At 59.2% G+C, this 16663-nt stretch carries 21 protein-coding genes; 6 read left to right on the plus strand and 15 right to left on the minus strand.

Annotation, left to right across the window (positions count from 1 at the left end; translation table 11 throughout):
* Nucleotides 1-186 precede the first annotated feature (186 nt).
* A complete protein-coding gene (locus tag NOR97_RS00545) occupies nucleotides 187-999 on the plus strand; it encodes a mechanosensitive ion channel family protein (RefSeq protein ID WP_174818464.1) in 813 nt (270 codons plus the stop codon).
* Between the two features lie 189 nt (nucleotides 1000-1188).
* Here the strand turns inward: NOR97_RS00545 and ald are convergent, their stop codons facing one another.
* The gene (gene ald / locus NOR97_RS00550; protein ID WP_170346284.1) at nucleotides 1189-2307 is read right to left on the minus strand and encodes an alanine dehydrogenase; all 1119 of its coding nucleotides are present in this window, start codon (nucleotides 2305-2307) and stop codon (nucleotides 1189-1191) included.
* A 134-nt stretch (nucleotides 2308-2441) separates the two neighbouring features.
* On the opposite strand from ald, the gene NOR97_RS00555 reads away from it, so the two are divergent.
* Nucleotides 2442-2900 carry an Lrp/AsnC family transcriptional regulator gene (locus tag NOR97_RS00555; RefSeq protein ID WP_117870496.1) on the plus strand — a complete coding sequence of 153 codons (459 nt, stop codon included), beginning with the start codon at nucleotides 2442-2444 and terminating at the stop codon, nucleotides 2898-2900.
* 3 nt (nucleotides 2901-2903) lie between these two features.
* Here NOR97_RS00555 and NOR97_RS00560 read toward each other — a convergent pair whose 3' ends face one another.
* A complete protein-coding gene (locus NOR97_RS00560) occupies nucleotides 2904-3254 on the minus strand; it encodes a CPBP family intramembrane glutamic endopeptidase (RefSeq protein WP_257599905.1) in 351 nt (116 codons plus the stop codon).
* Between the two features lie 280 nt (nucleotides 3255-3534).
* On the opposite strand from NOR97_RS00560, the gene ppk2 reads away from it, so the two are divergent.
* Nucleotides 3535-4452: a polyphosphate kinase 2 gene (gene ppk2 / locus NOR97_RS00565; protein ID WP_371419726.1), complete on the plus strand. Its 918-nt coding sequence runs from the start codon at nucleotides 3535-3537 to the stop codon at nucleotides 4450-4452.
* A gap of 67 nt (nucleotides 4453-4519) precedes the next feature.
* Here the strand turns inward: ppk2 and NOR97_RS00570 are convergent, their stop codons facing one another.
* Together NOR97_RS00570 and rpsU are read right to left on the minus strand one after the other, a co-directional pair.
* Complete coding sequence (locus NOR97_RS00570) at nucleotides 4520-5602, minus strand: CAP domain-containing protein (RefSeq protein WP_257599906.1); 1083 nt, start codon at nucleotides 5600-5602, stop codon at nucleotides 4520-4522.
* A 294-nt stretch (nucleotides 5603-5896) separates the two neighbouring features.
* A complete protein-coding gene (gene rpsU, locus NOR97_RS00575) occupies nucleotides 5897-6103 on the minus strand; it encodes a 30S ribosomal protein S21 (RefSeq protein WP_005614280.1) in 207 nt (68 codons plus the stop codon).
* 111 nt (nucleotides 6104-6214) lie between these two features.
* Between rpsU and NOR97_RS00580 the strand changes: the two genes are divergently transcribed.
* Nucleotides 6215-6907: a COQ9 family protein gene (locus tag NOR97_RS00580; RefSeq protein WP_257599907.1), complete on the plus strand. Its 693-nt coding sequence runs from the start codon at nucleotides 6215-6217 to the stop codon at nucleotides 6905-6907.
* Between the two features lie 61 nt (nucleotides 6908-6968).
* A complete protein-coding gene (locus NOR97_RS00585; protein WP_257599908.1) occupies nucleotides 6969-7955 on the plus strand; it encodes an NAD(P)H-quinone oxidoreductase in 987 nt (328 codons plus the stop codon).
* Between the two features lie 30 nt (nucleotides 7956-7985).
* Here the strand turns inward: NOR97_RS00585 and NOR97_RS00590 are convergent, their stop codons facing one another.
* Nucleotides 7986-8843, minus strand: a complete 858-nt coding sequence (locus tag NOR97_RS00590) for a DUF2189 domain-containing protein (protein ID WP_210093361.1) — start codon at nucleotides 8841-8843, stop codon at nucleotides 7986-7988.
* Between the two features lie 193 nt (nucleotides 8844-9036).
* On the opposite strand from NOR97_RS00590, the gene NOR97_RS00595 reads away from it, so the two are divergent.
* A complete protein-coding gene (locus NOR97_RS00595; protein ID WP_257599909.1) occupies nucleotides 9037-10020 on the plus strand; it encodes a quinone oxidoreductase in 984 nt (327 codons plus the stop codon).
* Between the two features lie 49 nt (nucleotides 10021-10069).
* Here NOR97_RS00595 and NOR97_RS00600 read toward each other — a convergent pair whose 3' ends face one another.
* The 10 genes from NOR97_RS00600 to NOR97_RS00645 form a co-directional block, all read right to left on the minus strand.
* Entirely contained in the window at nucleotides 10070-10603 is a 534-nt protein-coding gene (locus NOR97_RS00600; protein ID WP_170346292.1) for an outer membrane protein, read from the minus strand.
* Nucleotides 10604-10864: 261 nt separating this feature from the next.
* Nucleotides 10865-11341, minus strand: coding sequence for a YHS domain-containing (seleno)protein (locus NOR97_RS00605; protein WP_170346293.1), 477 nt, complete (start codon nucleotides 11339-11341; stop codon nucleotides 10865-10867).
* Nucleotides 11342-11524: 183 nt separating this feature from the next.
* Nucleotides 11525-11794 (minus strand): hypothetical protein, encoded by a 270-nt coding sequence (locus NOR97_RS00610; RefSeq protein ID WP_170346294.1) that lies wholly within the window; start codon nucleotides 11792-11794, stop codon nucleotides 11525-11527.
* On the minus strand, nucleotides 11791-12396 hold the full coding sequence (plsY, locus tag NOR97_RS00615) for a glycerol-3-phosphate 1-O-acyltransferase PlsY (RefSeq protein WP_257599910.1): 606 nt from the start codon (nucleotides 12394-12396) through the stop codon (nucleotides 11791-11793). Before plsY ends, NOR97_RS00610 begins: the two co-directional genes overlap by 4 nt.
* Nucleotides 12396-13676 carry a dihydroorotase gene (gene pyrC / locus NOR97_RS00620; protein WP_257599911.1) on the minus strand — a complete coding sequence of 427 codons (1281 nt, stop codon included), beginning with the start codon at nucleotides 13674-13676 and terminating at the stop codon, nucleotides 12396-12398. The genes plsY and pyrC overlap by 1 nt, the downstream gene beginning before the upstream one ends.
* Nucleotides 13673-14125 (minus strand): hypothetical protein, encoded by a 453-nt coding sequence (locus tag NOR97_RS00625; protein WP_257599912.1) that lies wholly within the window; start codon nucleotides 14123-14125, stop codon nucleotides 13673-13675. Before NOR97_RS00625 ends, pyrC begins: the two co-directional genes overlap by 4 nt.
* On the minus strand, nucleotides 14122-14508 hold the full coding sequence (locus tag NOR97_RS00630; RefSeq protein ID WP_171616876.1) for a hypothetical protein: 387 nt from the start codon (nucleotides 14506-14508) through the stop codon (nucleotides 14122-14124). Before NOR97_RS00630 ends, NOR97_RS00625 begins: the two co-directional genes overlap by 4 nt.
* Nucleotides 14493-15011 carry a hypothetical protein gene (locus NOR97_RS00635; RefSeq protein WP_257599913.1) on the minus strand — a complete coding sequence of 173 codons (519 nt, stop codon included), beginning with the start codon at nucleotides 15009-15011 and terminating at the stop codon, nucleotides 14493-14495. The genes NOR97_RS00630 and NOR97_RS00635 overlap by 16 nt, the downstream gene beginning before the upstream one ends.
* Complete coding sequence (locus NOR97_RS00640) at nucleotides 15008-15943, minus strand: aspartate carbamoyltransferase catalytic subunit (RefSeq protein WP_170346299.1); 936 nt, start codon at nucleotides 15941-15943, stop codon at nucleotides 15008-15010. The genes NOR97_RS00635 and NOR97_RS00640 overlap by 4 nt, the downstream gene beginning before the upstream one ends.
* Nucleotides 15944-16002: 59 nt before the next feature.
* Nucleotides 16003-16617 (minus strand): scavenger receptor class F, member 2, encoded by a 615-nt coding sequence (locus tag NOR97_RS00645; protein WP_257599914.1) that lies wholly within the window; start codon nucleotides 16615-16617, stop codon nucleotides 16003-16005.
* Between the last annotated feature and the right edge of the window lie 46 nt (nucleotides 16618-16663).

Consider the following 16663-nt stretch of genomic DNA (forward strand, 5'->3'; position numbering starts at 1 on the left):
TGTAAAAGCTAGGGGCCACGCCTGAATTAATTAAGCCCTTTGCAATGTGCATTTCCGGTCAGGCCGTGTTTTCTGGCGAACAGAGGGGAATTCCAGTGAAACTGGCACCTAGACCGGAAATCAAACTTGGCTCACAATCTGGTGACCCCCGCGAAAACCTCGCGGGTTTCTTGCTGTTGAAAGGAGATGGGCGTGGATGAGGTCGTAACACAGGTGGGAGCATATGCCCCGCTGATCATGAGTGCCGTCAAGGCGCTTGTCGTTCTGATCCTGGGCTGGATCGTAGCTGGTGCAATCGGCGGCATGGTTCGCCGCCGGATCAATTCGACGCCGCATATTGATCCGACGCTTGGGAACTTTTCGGCAAGCCTGGTCAAATGGGCTATTCTCGCCATGGTTCTGGTTGCCGTTCTGGGTATCTTCGGAATTGAAGCCACCAGCATCGTCGCCATTCTGGGTGCCGCATCGCTGGCCATCGGTCTGGCGCTTCAAGGCACGCTCAGCGATCTGGCCGCCGGTGTGATGCTGGTTGTCTTCCGGCCCTACAAGCTGGGTCAGTTTGTTGATATCGGCGGCACGTCGGGCACCGTAAAGGACCTGAACCTGTTCACGACCGAGCTGGTGACGCCTGATAATGTGCAGATCATCGTTCCGAACGGTCAGTCATGGGGTTCGATCATCACGAACTACTCTGCCCATGACACGCGCCGTGTCGATCTGGTGTTCGGAATCGACTACGGGGACAGCGCGGACAAAGCCATGCAGATCATTCTGGATGTGGCCAAAGCGGACAGTCGCATTCACAGCGACCCGGAACCATGGGTTCGGGTTACGAACCTGGGTGACAGTTCGGTGGATCTGACGGCACGGCTGTGGTGCTCGGCACCAGACTATTGGGATGTCAAATTCGAGCTGACGAAAACGATCAAGGAAGCCTTTGACGACAAAGGTATTTCGATCCCTTATCCCCATTCGGTGGAGATCCAGAAACAAGGGTGACGGCTCCCGCCCGTCGATCGGGCATTCGAAAATGCCCTCCTCCCGTTGGGCCGGGCACCGCGCAAGGGCGCGGTGCCCTTTTCTTTGTTCAAACCGTCGCCTCGAGTCCGACCGCGCCACGCCTGCGGCGTGGCGCTATGCCCAACGCTGGAAATCGCTTTTCAAAAGCGATTTCAGGGGCGGGAGTGTTTACGACTTGACGATCACGTTGGGTGAAACAACGTCGATACCAAGGGCCTTGCCGACCGCATAGTAGGTCAGCTTGCCAGCGTGGACGTTCAGGCCTTCCAGCAGATGCGGATCGTCCTGACACGCCTGTTTCCAGCCTTTATCCGCCAGAGACAGCATGAATGGCATCGTGGCGTTGCCCAGGGCGATGGTCGAGGTGCGCGCAACGGCGCCCGGCATGTTGGCAACGCAGTAGTGCATGATGCCATCGACATCGTAGATCGGATCGGCATGGGTGGTGGCTTTTGACGTCTCGAAGCACCCACCCTGGTCGATGGCAACATCGACAAGTACGGCACCGGGTTTCATCGTCGACAGCTGAGCTCGCGAGACAAGTTTCGGAGCCGCAGCGCCGGGGATCAGAACGGCACCGATGACCATATCGGCATCCTGGATCAGCTCGGCCGTGGCGCCTGCGGTCGAATACTGGTTCTTGAAGGTTCCGCCAAAGACGTCATCCAGATAGCGCAGCCGCGGCAAGGAGCGATCCAGAACGGTGACATCCGCGCCCATTCCGGCAGCGATCTTCGCCGCATGGGTCCCTACGACGCCGCCGCCGATAACGACCACTTTGGCAGGGCCGACACCGGGTACGCCACCCATCAGAACGCCGCGCCCGCCATTGGCCTTTTGCAGTGTCCACGACCCGACCTGAGGGGCCAGGCGACCGGCGACTTCGGACATCGGTGCCAGCAGAGGCAGGCCGCCGTTCGCGTCGGTTACGGTCTCATAGGCGATGGCAGTACAACCCGATTCCAGCAGGTCATGCGTTTGATCCGGGTCCGGAGCCAGGTGCAGATAAGTGAACAGCAGCTGCCCTTCGCGCAGCATCTTGCGTTCCACGGCCTGGGGTTCCTTGACCTTCACGATCATGTCGGCGGTGGCAAATACTTCCTCCGCAGTGTCGATGATATGCGCGCCTGCCGCGACATAGGCGTCATTGTCGAAACCTGCGCCGATGCCTGCACCGGATTCGATAAGGACTTCGTGACCACGTGCAACAGCTTCCTGAGCAGCATTGGGCGTCATCCCGACGCGGAATTCCTGGGGTTTGATTTCCTTGGGGCAACCGATCTTCATGGGGGTCTCCGTTCATAAACTGCCTAAATTATGTGCATTTTCAGTGCAATTTCTGTGAAAGAAAACGTGTCAATGCGGTTTTCTTTGGAAGAATTTCGCGTAGTTTACAAAAATCATGCAAAGGAATTGCAGCAATGAGCTTGGACGCGACTGATCGAAAGATTCTGGCGGCACTTCAGAAAAACGGCAGGATGTCGAATTCGGAGTTGTCTGAACAGGTCAACCTGTCTCCGTCCGCTTGCCACCGGCGCGTACAAAGGCTTGAGGTTGACGGGTATATCCGCAACTACGTGGCTTTGCTGGATGCCCGGAAGATGAACGTGCCGACAACGGTCTTTGTCGAGATCACGCTACAGGGTCAGGCCGAAGAGGTTCTGGATGCGTTTGAAAAAGCGGTGGCCCGGATCCCGGATGTGCTGGAATGCCATCTGATGGCCGGTACGGCGGATTACATTCTGAAAGTCGTGGCGGAAAACACCGAAGATTTCGCCCGCATCCATCGCCAATACCTGTCGCGCTTGCCCGGGGTGGCGCAAATGCAAAGCTCGTTTGCCCTGCGTACCGTGTTCAAGACCACTGCCTTGCCCGTGTGATTTTCATAAGGGGCCAGGATAGGTGAACAGAAAAAGGTGGGTCAGGTTGAAGCCGAAATGCATCGCAACAGGTACCCACAGGCGCCTGGTTGCATAGTATCCCAATCCGCAGGCCAGCCCGAGAATGGAAGCAAAACCCACGAGCGCCGGACCTCCGGCGAAATGGGCCAGTCCGAACAGCAGGCCGGCAGCGATCACCCAGGGTGACATCAATCCTGTCACCGAGGCAATGCTGATGAACAAAACCAGCAACGACAAGCCGATGCCTGTCCGCCGGGCCAGCGCCATCAATTGCGCTGATATCAGAACAAGCCAGGGCCAGATCGCGAGCAACGCGGAAAGAAGGAATGTCACAATCGTCTCATCTGTTTCACGCACCCCGTGATGCCGCACCAAAACGAGGCAATGCAAGCAGCCATGGTGAAGCGCAATGCATTGCGTCAATTCAGACGCTTGTATCCCGCGGGCCAGATGTACAAATTCAGGGGAAAGACCGTATACCCGCGCTGGACCTGATTTGCAGGCGTGACAACAGCCGCAGGACTCGTGACCCTCGCATCAATTTATCTGATGACATCAGGTGGTTACACGGGTCCGATATGGTCCGAACCCGAAGACCGAGAAGGAGCTGACCTTGGACAACGAAAACACTGGCGCCCCCAAAGACTGGCTGGAAGCCGAGCTCGAGGATACGCTGGACGAAGATTTCGAGATAGAATTCAGTGAGCCGATGCTGTCGATGGAAGTCCGGAAAATCTATCGGGAACAGCATCCGGACATGTTGGATCGCAAGGTTTACTTCCGCAACCTGCTGCGCCTGCAAGCCGAACTGATCAAGGTTCAGGACTGGGTACAGCATACCGGGGCCAAGGTCTGTATCCTGTTTGAAGGCCGTGACAGTGCCGGTAAAGGGGGTGTGATCAAGCGGATCACCCAGCGTCTGAACCCGCGCGTGGCGCGCGTGGTCGCGTTGCCGGCACCCAGCCGCCGCGAACAAAGCCAGTGGTATTTCCAGCGCTATGTACCGCATCTGCCGGCGGCGGGAGAAATCGTTCTGTTCGACCGCTCGTGGTACAACCGGGCGGGGGTCGAGCGGGTGATGGGTTTTGCGTCCGAGGACCAGGTTGAACAGTTCTTTCAGGACGTCCCCGAATTCGAACGGATGCTGGTGCGGTCAGGGATCATTCTGCTGAAATACTGGTTCTCGATCACGGACGAGGAACAGCAGTTGCGATTCCTCATGCGTATTCACGATCCGATGAAACAATGGAAGCTGTCGCCGATGGATCTGGAATCCCGCATCCGCTGGGAATCCTACACAAAGGCAAAAGAGGATATGCTTTTCCGAACCAATATTCCCGAGGCCCCGTGGTACATCGTCGAGGGCAATGACAAGAAACGCGAAAGGCTGAACTGTATCGAGCATCTTTTGACAAAAATCCCGTACGAGGACGTGCCTCAGGAAAAGGTCAATCTGCCCGACCGCAAGTACAACCCGGAATACGAACGCCGCGTTTTGCCGGATGAGCTTTACGTACCAAAGATCTATTGAAGCAAAATCAGGCTCTGAGCCGGAATATGCGAGGCCGACACGGCCGGCCTCCCACAGGGTCAACTGATCAGGCTGCATCCATCATGCAGTCAAAGTGGAAGAAGTTGACCATTGTGATGTCACAGTCATCGACGTCGGCGGTTTCGGTGCCCGCAGGCTCGGATTCCGTTTCCGGCGTGGCGTCGGCGGTCGGCATCATGTCGATATCATCGGTGTCTGCCACGTCCGTGTCGCCGTTCACATCGTCACCCCAGTTGAACTCGTCAAACTGCGCTTGCAGGTTTTCGAGGAAACTGGCGATTTCATCCAGGAAAGCCTGAACGTCAAAGCAGAATGCTTCGGGCTCACCGCCATCAACCACTTCGGTGTCCGGCGTTTCGGGTTCCGGCTCTTCGGTTTCGGTGACGTCGGTATCTGGTGCATCGGGTGTTGGTTCTTCGGTTCCGGGCATTTCGGGTTCCGGTTCCTCGGTCTCGGTGACGTCAGTATCCGGCGTTTCGGGCTCCGGCTCTTCGGTCTCGGTGACGTCGGTGTCTGGTGTCTCGGGTGTAGGCTCTTCGGTTCCGGGAGTCTCAGTTCCTGGCTCTTCGGTTTCGGTGACGTCAGTGTCCGGAGTTTCGACTTCCGGCTCTTCTGGTACGGCAACTTCGTCCGGCGTGGTTGGCGGAACGGGCGGTGTGTTCGTATTGCCGTTGTCCAGCATGACTGCCGCGTCGGTTGCGGCAAAGTTCTGGGTGACCATCACCGCATCAAAGCCCTGCATGTCACCGGTTTCGACGCCGATCCCGATATATTTGAAATCCGGATTCAGGATATTGGCGCGGTGGCCCGGGCTGTTCATCAGGTTCTGGTGCAACTGCGCCACGTCATCGCTGATGCCGGGCTGCCCGCGTTCGGACTGCCATGCGATGTTTTCGCCGGTCCGCCAGTTTCCCTCAAGATCGAATCCGGCGTCTTGCATCCGCTGGGTTGCACTGGAACCGCCCGAACCGGTGTGACTGAACGTGTCTGTGTCCAGCATCCAGGTGCTGTGATCTTCGGATGAATCGTTCAGCTGCGTCTCAAGTTGCAGCGGGTTGAGCCCGCGGGATGTGCGTTCCTGGTTTATCAGCCCCAGCATCTCGCGTTCGAATGTACTTGCAGTCGACATTTTTGCCTCCGTTTGTGTTTGTGTCCTTCCGGACGGGCTCACTTAGAGGTGGGGGTGTCGACGGTGGTAGGGGGCGGTTCACTTCAGGCGAGTTTTGGCAACCCGATGCTACCGATGCGGGATTCGCTGCGCTGCAAAATGCCGGGCAAAATGTTGCTGGTGAGGAAATGGCGGCTTGTCGCACAGCCGGTACCACGAGTCGGCGGATTGAAACCGATCCCCGAAACGACAAACCCCCGGGCGATGCCTCGGGGGTCGTCAAATAGTGTCATCCAAAGCTGGACGAGGAAAGTCTTAGAGCAGACCTTCGCGCTGTGCTTTCTTGCGTGCCAGTTTACGGGCACGACGGATCGCTTCAGCCTTCTCGCGCGCTTTTTTCTCGGACGGTTTCTCGAAATGTTGCTTCAGCTTCATTTCACGGAACACGCCTTCGCGCTGCAGCTTTTTCTTCAGGGCACGAAGCGCCTGATCGACGTTGTTGTCGCGAACACTAACCTGCATGTGGTTGTCACCACCTTTCTAGATAGAGTTGCAAGGAAATTGCAGGAGTTGGCCGTATAGCAAAGCCGCTCTAACTTGTCTAGTACTGGGGCCGACAACCGGAGAACCGCCATGACGACCACATATGAAGATGCAAAACAGCAGCTTTTGGATGCAATGCTGATCCATGTTCCCTTCGATGGGTGGTCGGAATCCAGTTTCCGCGCCTCCATTTCCGACTGTGGTCTGGATGACGGCCTGGCGCGCGCGATCTGTCCGCGTGGGGCGGTAGATCTGGCGCTGGCGTACCACGCGCGCGGCGATCAGGCGATGCTGGACCGCATCAAGTCCGAGGACCTGAGCGGGCTGAAATTCCGTGACAGGATTGCCGCTGCGGTTCGGTTCCGGTTGCAGGCCGTCGAGGACAAAGAGCTGGTGCGCCGGGGCATGACACTGTTTTCCCTGCCGACACATGCAGCAGATGGTGCCAGGGCGGTTTGGCAGACCTGCGATCTGATCTGGGATGCGCTGGGCGACACCTCGGATGATGTGAACTGGTACACGAAACGGGCCACTTTGTCGGGTGTCTATTCCTCGACGCTGCTGTTCTGGCTGGGCGATGACAGCCCGGATCATCAGCGCACGTGGGAGTTTCTGGATCGCCGGATCGCTAATGTCATGGAGTTTGAAAAGTTCAAGGCACAGATGCGCGACAACCCGGTGTTGAAACCGTTTCTGGCGGTTCCGAACTGGCTGGCGGGTCAGGTGAAGGCTCCGGTAAAAATGCGGGCCGATCTTCCGGGGATGCTGAACCCCCGAAAGTAGCGCGTCTTGGTGCTGGGCCTTGGCCCTGATGCCTGTTAGGCATTGGGCAAAGGAGGTGCCTATGACCCAGATGATGCGCGCTGTTGAGATCACCGAACCGGGTGGTCCCGATGTTTTGCAACTGACCGAGCGTCCGATTCCCGAACCGGGTGCAGGGCAGGTCGTTCTGAAAGTGGCCTATGCCGGGGTGAACCGCCCGGATGCGTTGCAGCGCGCGGGCGCTTACGATCCGCCGCCCGGTGCCAGCGACATGCCGGGGCTTGAGGCTTCGGGCGAAGTGGTCTCGGTCGGGGCCGGGGTCGAAGGACTGTCCGTCGGCGATCAGGTCTGTGCGTTGCTGCCGGGAGGTGGCTATGCCGAATATGTCGCCACCCCTGCGGCCCATTGCCTGCCGGTCCCTGCCGGCATGGGACTGAAAGAGGCGGCCTGCCTGCCCGAGACCTTTTTCACCGTCTGGTCCAACGTGTTCACGCGGGGCGGGCTGAAAGCAGGCGAGAGATTTCTGGTCCATGGTGGCTCGAGCGGGATTGGCACGACGGCCATCCAGTTGGCCAATGCTTTTGGTGCCCGCGTTTTTGCCACCGCAGGGTCGGATGAAAAATGCGAGGCTTGCGTCAAATTGGGTGCGGAAAGGGCGATCAACTACCGCGATGAGGACTTTGTGGCCGTCATGCGGGCCGAAGGCGGGGCAAACCTGATCCTCGACATGGTCGGTGGCGACTATATCCCGCGCAACGTCAAAGCTCTGGCCGAGGATGGGCGGCTGGTCCAGATCGCGTTTCTGCAAGGCCCGGTGGTCGAGCTGAACTTTGCCCTGATGATGGTCAAGCGCCTGACCCTGACCGGCAGCACCCTGCGCCCGCAAAGCGATCTGGCCAAGGCCCGGATTGCGCAGGACCTGCGCGAAGCTGTCTGGCCTCTGCTTGAGGCCGGCAAGGTTGCGCCTGTCATGGACAGCGAGTTTGATCTGGCCGAGGCTGCCGCCGCCCATGCACGCATGGAAAGCTCGGGCCATATTGGCAAGATCGTTCTGAACGTCGCGGGCTGAACTCTGCGCGCGCGGGGCAGACCCGCGCGTTCACGCAACCGCGCGGCGGTACAGGTGCCATGTGGCATGACCCAGAACCGGCATCACTATGATCAGGCCCAACAGCATCGGCAGGGCTCCCAGAAACAGAAGGGCCGCCACGATGAACCCCCAAGTCAAGATGACGCCGGGGTTGTGACGCAACACGCGAAACGACGTCACGACCGCCACCGGCAATCCGACTTGCCGGTCCAGAAGCAACGGAAAGCTGACGACGCTGACGGCCAGAGCGCAAAGAGCGAATACGAAACCAACGGCGAGTCCGACAACCATCATGGTCCAGCCGGCAGTCGTCGTGAAAGCCTGCGTGGCAAAAGTGCCAAGTGATGCGGGGGCTTCAGGCCCCATTGTATGCGTATAGATGCTCTGGGCCACCATCAGCCAGATCAGCAGAAGCATCACCAGATAGAAGCCCAAAACCAGAATTGCGCCGAATGCCGGTGAGCGGAATACGCCGAACGCATCCAGCCAATGCACCGTGCTGCCTTGTTCACGTTTGCGGCTGATCTCGTACAAACCCACAGCTGCCACCGGACCGATCAAGGCAAAACCTGCGACCAGAGGCGCCAGAAGCGGAACCATGTTGACGTTCAGGGCGAAGCCGAACATCAAAAGCCCCGCGATCGGGTAGATCAACACAATGAATATGGCATCCGCCCGTGTTTCGACAAAGTCGTGATACCCCGCCCGCAGGCAAGCGCGCAGATCCTGCACCGTCAATGTCTGCACCATCGGCAAGTGTTTGGTATCTGCGCTTCCGAGTTGTGAAACGCTATCCGAGACATGATCACTGGCCGCCCCCAGATTCCGGGCGGCCCAACTGATCGGATTTCCGATTGTTTTAGCCATTTTCATCCCCTTTCCTGGCGAGAATTGCGCCGCGGAATGGATCCGGCATTTGGTTGTCCGCGGCCGGACCAGCCGACAACGCCTGGTCGCAGTATAGCACAGTTTGGCGGAATCCTGATCAACACTGTGGCACCAGACGGATTGCCCTGCATTGCAGTCATGTTAGCTTGATGTCAGGCAAGAGGAGGTCAGGATGCAGACAACAGCGAAAACGGTGGTATTGCACGAATTCGGCGGGCCCGAGGTGTTGCGGATCGAAGACAGGCCATTGGGCGATCCCGGACCGGGTGAAATACGTATCCGCCATCATGCCTGCGGTCATAATTTCATCGATGTTTATCAACGCACTGGATTGTATCCCCTGGAACTCCCCCATGCTTTGGGGATGGAAGCGGCGGGTGTCGTCGAGGCCGTCGGGGACGGGGTAACGCACCTGCAACCCGGTCAACGGGCCGCGTATGCGGCAGCCCCGCCCGGCGCGTATTGCGAGGCCCGCGTCATGCCTGCGGCACAGGTGTGCCCTCTGCCGGACGACATCTCTTTCGACGCTGCCGCGGCAATGATGTTGAAGGGCTTGACGGTTGAGTACCTGTTTCACCGAACCACTCCGATGAAACGCGGGGATACTGTGCTGTTCCATGCAGCGGCGGGCGGGGTCGGACTGATCGCCTGCCAATGGGCGAAATCCGAAGGGATCACCCTGATTGGTACGGCGGGGACCGACGAGAAATGCAGCCTCGCCCGGTTCAACGGGGCTGCGCATTGCATCAACTATCGGTCCGAGAATTTCGCCGAACGGGTGGCCGATATCACCAAAGGCAAGGGCGTGGACGTGGTGATGGATTCCGTCGGGGCGGACACGTTCGAAGGGTCGCTGAACTGCCTGAAACCCTTGGGGATGATGATTTCCTTCGGCAACGCGTCCGGGCCGGTGCCGCCATTCGATATCGGTGTTCTGGGTCGGAAAGGATCGCTCAAGATCACCCGACCCACCTTGTTCACCCATATTGCGGACCACTCCGTATGTCAGGCAATGGCGCGCCGCTTGTTCGGCAAGGTCGAGGGCAGAGAGGTCAAGATCCACATCGATCAGCGCTTTGCGCTGGATCAGGTAGCCGATGCACATCGCGCGTTGGAAGCGCGGCAGACGACCGGCAGTACGATTCTGGACCTTTGATGCGAAACCCGGCCTGTCAGGCCGGGTTCAACTTTATCCGGAGTGCCGTTCAGAACCTGTAAGAGACACGAACCTGCAATGTGGTTGCGTCGACATCCACATTGTTTCCGTTGAAGTTATCGAATTCGTGGTACAGCAGCTCTCCGCCAATGCTGACATTCGGGGCCACGATCTGTTCATAGCCTGCGCCGATGAACCACCCGTCATCACTGCCCAGAGTGTCGGTGCCCGCTTCGGCGTAGCCTGCCGTGCCGTACAGCAAACCTTGCGGGTTTACCTTGTAGCCGGCGCGCGCTTTCAACCGCCAGACATCTTCAACAGTTGCCGCGCCGGACAGGCCCACGTCAGTCCAGTCATAGTCAAAACCGCCGCCAACGACCCAGTCGCCCAGATCATAGTCGTAACCCAGGATGATACCACCGATTACGCCATCGCCGTCGACCCCGGACAGGCTGGTGTCCACATCGGCATAACCCAGTTGCAGACCGCCATAAAACCCGGTCCAGTTGCCCGAGGATTGCGCCATTGCCGATCCCGCGACCACGGTTGCGACAGTGGTGATGAGAGCCAATTTCAAAGTCATCTCATTTCCTTTCGATTGTCACTCTGCTCAAGTGAAATTCAGTTCACCTATGCAGACCATTACGATCCGCTCGCGTTATCGGATCAGTGATACCTACGAATTCCAGCCCGTATTCTGGCGTTGAAACAAAAAACAGACACGCCGGTGCCCTCTGAAAACGGCCACTTCTGATAAAGATGAGATAGGACGAAATGAGAGGTCTTCAAACGACATGCGGCGGCGGAACATTCCGCCGCCGACACGTCTGAAAGTTTCAGCGGGTTATTGCTTCTGCAATTCAGCAGGGGTCTTGTCCGCGATGTCTTCCCATTTTGCGCCCGCGCTTTCGATAAAGCCCGGGATGTCGCCTTCCCAGCGTTCCTGGATGTCTTCCGACAGGTTCAGGTACAGCTTGTTGTCGACGATTTTCCAGTAGTTCGGGTCGCCGTCGAACTTGAAGCCCATGGCTGTGCCAAAGGCACAGTAGCCCCCGTAGGCAGGCAGGTAGGCTTCCGGGTTGGCTTCGAAGGCGGCTTTGTTTTCCTCGGACGAGAAACGGTACAGCGCATCGTCGTGCAGCGCGGTGATGCGATAGTCGCCCTTGGTGGCTTCACCAACGGTGAAATAGGCAACCGGGTCATAACCCTGCATGGCCAGACCGGTCGAGCTTGCGTTGATGTCCACACCAGCGGCCAGAGCGGATGTTGCCAGTGCAACGGACAGAGCGACGCCACCGATCAGAGATTTAAACTTGTTCATTGTTCCACCTTTCGTGAAAGGAGCCTCGTCAGTGTGCCGATCGAGGGCCCCGGATTGTTGTCCTGTGTGGCCCGTAATTGACCGTCACGACAGCGATCTGGGAAGCAGGCGGATCACGTTCAAAACAATGAATCGTGATTGTGCGCCAGAGAGGAGCGTCTGTTCAAAAATGCAGACCTGACATTACGCGTCCGGTTCAAAATCCAGAACAAACGCGATGACTTTGCAGGCCGCCATTTCACAAGGCTTCAACAGGGCGCCGCTGAGGCGTGTCTGATACAGGTTCATGCTGATATAGTCGGTGCCGCCCAATTCGTGCGCAACCAGCTTGTGGGATTTCCCCTTTGCCATCTGTTGGCGCACGACGACATAGCGCCGATCCCCCGATGAACCGGTAAAACTGCCTTCGGGCAGCGCGAAAAACGCGGAAACGAAAGCGTCCGGCGGTGTCACGACTTTCCGATTTTCGGTTCAGTCCCGGCCTTGATCCGTGCGACGTTGGTGCTGTGACGCCAATAGATCAGAAGGGTCAGGATAATCCCCAGGATAAAGGATTGTCCGTTTGTCAAAACCAGCACCCAGGTCGTTGAAAGCGCGGCCGCGGCCAGCGCGCCGACCGAAGATATCCGCCAGATCGCCGCCGCCACCAACCAGCTGAGACAGCACGCAACTCCGACGCGCCAGTCCAGCGCCAGCCAGAGGCCCAGAAAGGTGGCCACGCCTTTCCCGCCCTTGAAACCCAGCCAGATGGGAAAGCAATGACCCAGAAAGGCAAAAAGGGCTGCGATCTGTGCGGCGTCTTCTCCGGCATAAGCACGGGCAATCAGAACCGCCACCGCGCCCTTGGCCGCGTCGAACAGCAAGGTCAGCGCCGCGGCGGCTTTGTTGCCGGTGCGCAGGACGTTGGTTGCGCCGATATTTCCGGATCCGATTTCGCGCAGATTTCCCAACCCCATGACCTTGGCAAGCAGCAGGCCGAAGGGAACGGAGCCCATCAGATATCCAACCACCGCCCACTGGAGCAAGTCGCTAGTCGAGTTGTCGATCGGGGGCATCAGGAACTCCGGAACACTTCTTTACCTGCAACATAGGTCGAAATGACCTTACCTTGCATCCGCTGGCCGTCAAATGGAGTGTTCTGAGATTTGGATTTTAAGGCAAAGCGATCAAGCACAAAAGGCACATCCGGGTCGAACAGAACCAGATCCGCCGGGGCGCCTTCCGACAATCGGCCGCTTTCCAGACCAAGCCGTTTGGCCGGGTTCAATGCCATCGCCCGGAACAGTGTTGGCAGGTCCAACTGGTCGGCATGATACAGGCGCAATGCCGCAGGCAACAGCGTTTCCAGCGCCACCGCGCCCGAGGCGGCTTCTTCGAACGGCAGCCGTTTGCTTTCCTCGTCCTGCGGTGTGTGCATCGAACTGATCGTGTCGATCAGACCGGTTCGCACCGCCTCGATCACCGCCTGCCGGTCATCCTCGGACCGCAACGGAGGCTTGACCTTGAAGAAGGTGCGATAGTCGGCCACGTCCAGCTCGTTCAGCGTCAGGTGATGGATCGAGGTGCCGGCAGTGATGTCCAGCCCGTTGCGCTTGGCCCGTTCCAGCGCAGGCAGGGCGCGGGCGGTGGTGATCTGGTCGGCGTGATAGGCCGCGCCCGTCATTTCCAACAGCGCGATGTCACGGTCCAGCCCCATGCGCTCGGCCATGGGCGAGACCGCAGGCAATCCGCGCAAGGCGGCGAATTTGCCGCTGGTGGCCGCGGCGCCATGGCTCAGGCCCGGATCTTGCGGGTGGGCAATCACCAGCGCGCCGCAGGATTTCGCATAGGTCAGTGCGCGGGAAAACACCTTGGTATTGGTGATGACGTGATCGCAATCGGTAAAGGCCACGGCGCCTGCGTCCTGCAAGAACCCGATTTCCGTCATCTCACGCCCTTCGCGCCCCTTGGTCAGCGCGGCCATCGGCAGCACGTTGACCGGTGCATCCGCCTGAGCACGCCGGGTCGCGAATTCCAGCGTTTCCGGTGTATCGACCGCCGGCAGTGTATCCGGGCGGGTGACGATGGTGGTCACACCACCGGCCGCGGCAGCGAGACCCGCGGATTTGTAGCTTTCCTTGTGCCGCTCGCCCGGCTCGCAGACCTTGACGCCGATATCCACGATGCCGGGGGCGAGGCACTTGCCGCCGCAGTCGATGACCTGAGCGTCAGCGACGGGCGCGTCCCCGTAGCCCTTGCCCTGAATAAGGCCGTCGGCAATGTGCAGCCAGCCGGGATTGTCCGTGCCGGTTTCAGGGTCGATCAGGCGGGCATTGGTGAAGATCAGGGCGGTCATGTATGGGCCTTTCGGGCTTGGGTCAGCGCGGCCAACGCGGCATCCGGGTCGGGCAGATGGTCGAATCTGAAAAAGGGGTGGCGGTTAAAAACCACCGCAGACGGCACAGTGCGGAAATTCAGGAACCGGTTGATTTCCAGTTTCTTGGTTTTCAGTTCTTTGTTGACTTGCCACGCGTTCTGCGGCGTCACAACATAAACGCGTTGCGAGCGAACAAAGCGGTCCGCCCACATCACAAATGCCAACGCGCCCGTGCAACTGAGCAGCTTCCAGAAATCCCGCACGGTGTCGGCAAACCAGGGGCTGGCTAACCACGCCAGACCGACAGCGCCGATCAGAATCCTGTAGGACCAACCCAGATGAGGCGGAAAAAACCCGTTATGCGGCCGCCCGAACCATAGAACCTGTTCGCCCTCTGGTATCTTCTCACGCCACCATTCGTCGCTCATCCCATTGCCCTTTCAATCGCGGCTTTGGTGGCGGCCGGGTCTGACTGGTACTTGATCAGATGCTTGTCGCCGGTTTTGGTGACAACCTGGACGAAGCTGCCCATGATATTCACGGCTGTGATCTGGTTCAGCGGCACGCTGCGTCCGCCGGGACCGGTCAGCGCGGTGTCTGACAATTGCCAATTCGAGACCAGTTCTTCCGAGGCCAGATACCACGCGCGTATGCCTATGGCGGCCAGGCCAGCTGGGGCTCCGGTCCAGACGTAAGGATTGCCGATCAGCCACAGCACGGCCATCGCACCGGCCATGGCAACAGCAGCCAGCCATGCGTTGGTGCGGATATAGGCCCCCTTGTCCGGGGCGAAGATCACAGGATCAGCCATAAGATGCCTCCGATGACCACAAGCGCGACCAGTGCCAGAATGGCAGATCCGACGCGGCGGGGGGTGTCACTTGCTGTGGCGGTTTGCGGGGCGGAAAAGGGTTTGGCGCTTTCGGTTTCGATGATCCCCCCGGTCCAGTTCGTGGCCTCTTCCGTGAACAGGCCGATCAGGCGTAGGCGCGGATCGGGCTTCAGCGTCGCCGGGTGTCCGTTGAAAGCCGCGCTGCGCAGGACCATGACCCAACCGTCGACAGAGGCCAGAGTGTTCCGGTCCAACTGATCCGCAGACACGCCGCAGCCCTCGGTCAGGTAGCCGTACAGGCCGAGGTCCTCGAGGTCGGATACCGGGAAGATATCGATGTGGCTGGAATCCAGCCCGTCGACCCCAAGCACCTGATCGGCGGCACCCGGTTCGCGCAGGAACTTCGCCTCTTCCGGGCGCATGTCCAGCGTAAACAGGCGCAAAACGCCGCGTTCGTGGGGGGCAACGGTCAGATCGCTCATGCAGCCTCGCGCAGGTTGCGGGCCAGCAGGTCCATGGCGGCCATTCGGACGGCGACACCCATTTCCACCTGTTCCTGAATGACGGACCGGTTGATGTCGTCCGCCAATGTGCCGTCGATCTCGACCCCGCGGTTCATCGGGCCGGGATGCATCACGATCGCGTCTGGCTTGGCCTGCGCCAGCTTCGCGGCGTCCAGCCCGTAGCGGTGGTAGTATTCGCGTTCCGAAGGGATGAACCCGCCATCCATCCGTTCTTTCTGAAGGCGCAACATCATGACGACGTCAACATCCTTCAGGCCCTCGTTCATGTCATCGTAGATCTCGGCCCCGAATTCGGCGAATTGCGCGGGCACCAGCGTCGGCGGCCCAATCAGGCGGATGCGGTTTTCCATCTTGCCCAGCAGGATCAGGTTCGAGCGGGCCACGCGGGAATGGGCCACGTCCCCGCAGATCGCGATGTTCAGCCGGTGCAGGCGACCCTTGGCGCGACGGATGGTCAGGGCGTCCAGCAGGGCTTGCGTGGGGTGTTCATGTTTGCCGTCACCGGCGTTCAGAACGGCGCAATTGACCTTCTGCGCCAGCAGATCGACCGCGCCGGAATGCGGGTGCCGCACCACCAGAAGATCCGGGTGCATCGCATTCAGCGTCATCGCCGTGTCGATCAGTGTTTCACCTTTCTTGATCGAACTGGCCTGCATCGCCATGTTCATCACATCCGCACCCAGGCGCTTGCCCGCCAGTTCGAAACTGGCCTGTGTGCGGGTCGAGTTTTCAAAGAACATGTTGATCTGGGTCAGTCCCGACAGCACATCCGAATGCTTGGTCGACTGGCGGTTCATAGCGACATAGGTCTCGGCCAGATCCAGAATTTCGGTGATATCGGATTGCGACAGATGCTCGATGCCAAGAAGGTGACGATGGGCGAAACGCATGGGCGGGCTCCTGTCTGACAATCGCGCCGCTTATAGGAAGCCGGGCGGCGCAAGGCAACCTAAGGTTCCGTACCCTCAGGCAGTTTTTCGCAGCCGCCCTCGGGCAGGCATTGCTGGCCCGGCTTGCACCATTTGCCATAGCCGCAGTCGATCGCCTTGATCGGTACGCACCCTTGATGGGCCGAGCATTTGAAACCGGGACGGCATTGTGATCCGGTTTCCTCGCACAGGAACCATCCCGGACGAGAGCATCCCCCGCCGGGCAGGCAGGACGAGCCACGCGCGCAGGTTCTGCCATCAGCGCAAGTGGTCGGAGGCGTCGTATCCAACTCGGGTGCGTTCCGTTCACACTCACCACGGCCATTGCAGAAACTGTCGCCCGGACAATCCAGCCGCGAGGCGCATTTGTTCAGGCCTGCGGGCGCACATCTGAGTCCACCAGCAACGCAGCGTTCGAACGGACCGCAACTGCGCCCGCCGCCGCAATAGGTGCCGCCCAGCGGAATGCAATGGCCATCAAAACTGCATCTTTGCCCGCCTGAACAGCATGTGCTGCCGCATTTGAACTGACCCCCACGGCACTGCCCGTGTTTGTCGTGAAACGTGGCCACTGCCGGATCACCAGTGACAACCAGCACTAGTCCAATGATGAGGAATCGCAGAAATCTGAGCATCGCAGGCCGATGGTCGGCGCGACAGAGCGACCGATCAAGCCCTATT

The organism is Ruegeria sp. YS9, assembly GCF_024628725.1.
Taxonomy (GTDB): Bacteria; Pseudomonadota; Alphaproteobacteria; order Rhodobacterales; family Rhodobacteraceae; genus Ruegeria; species Ruegeria atlantica_C.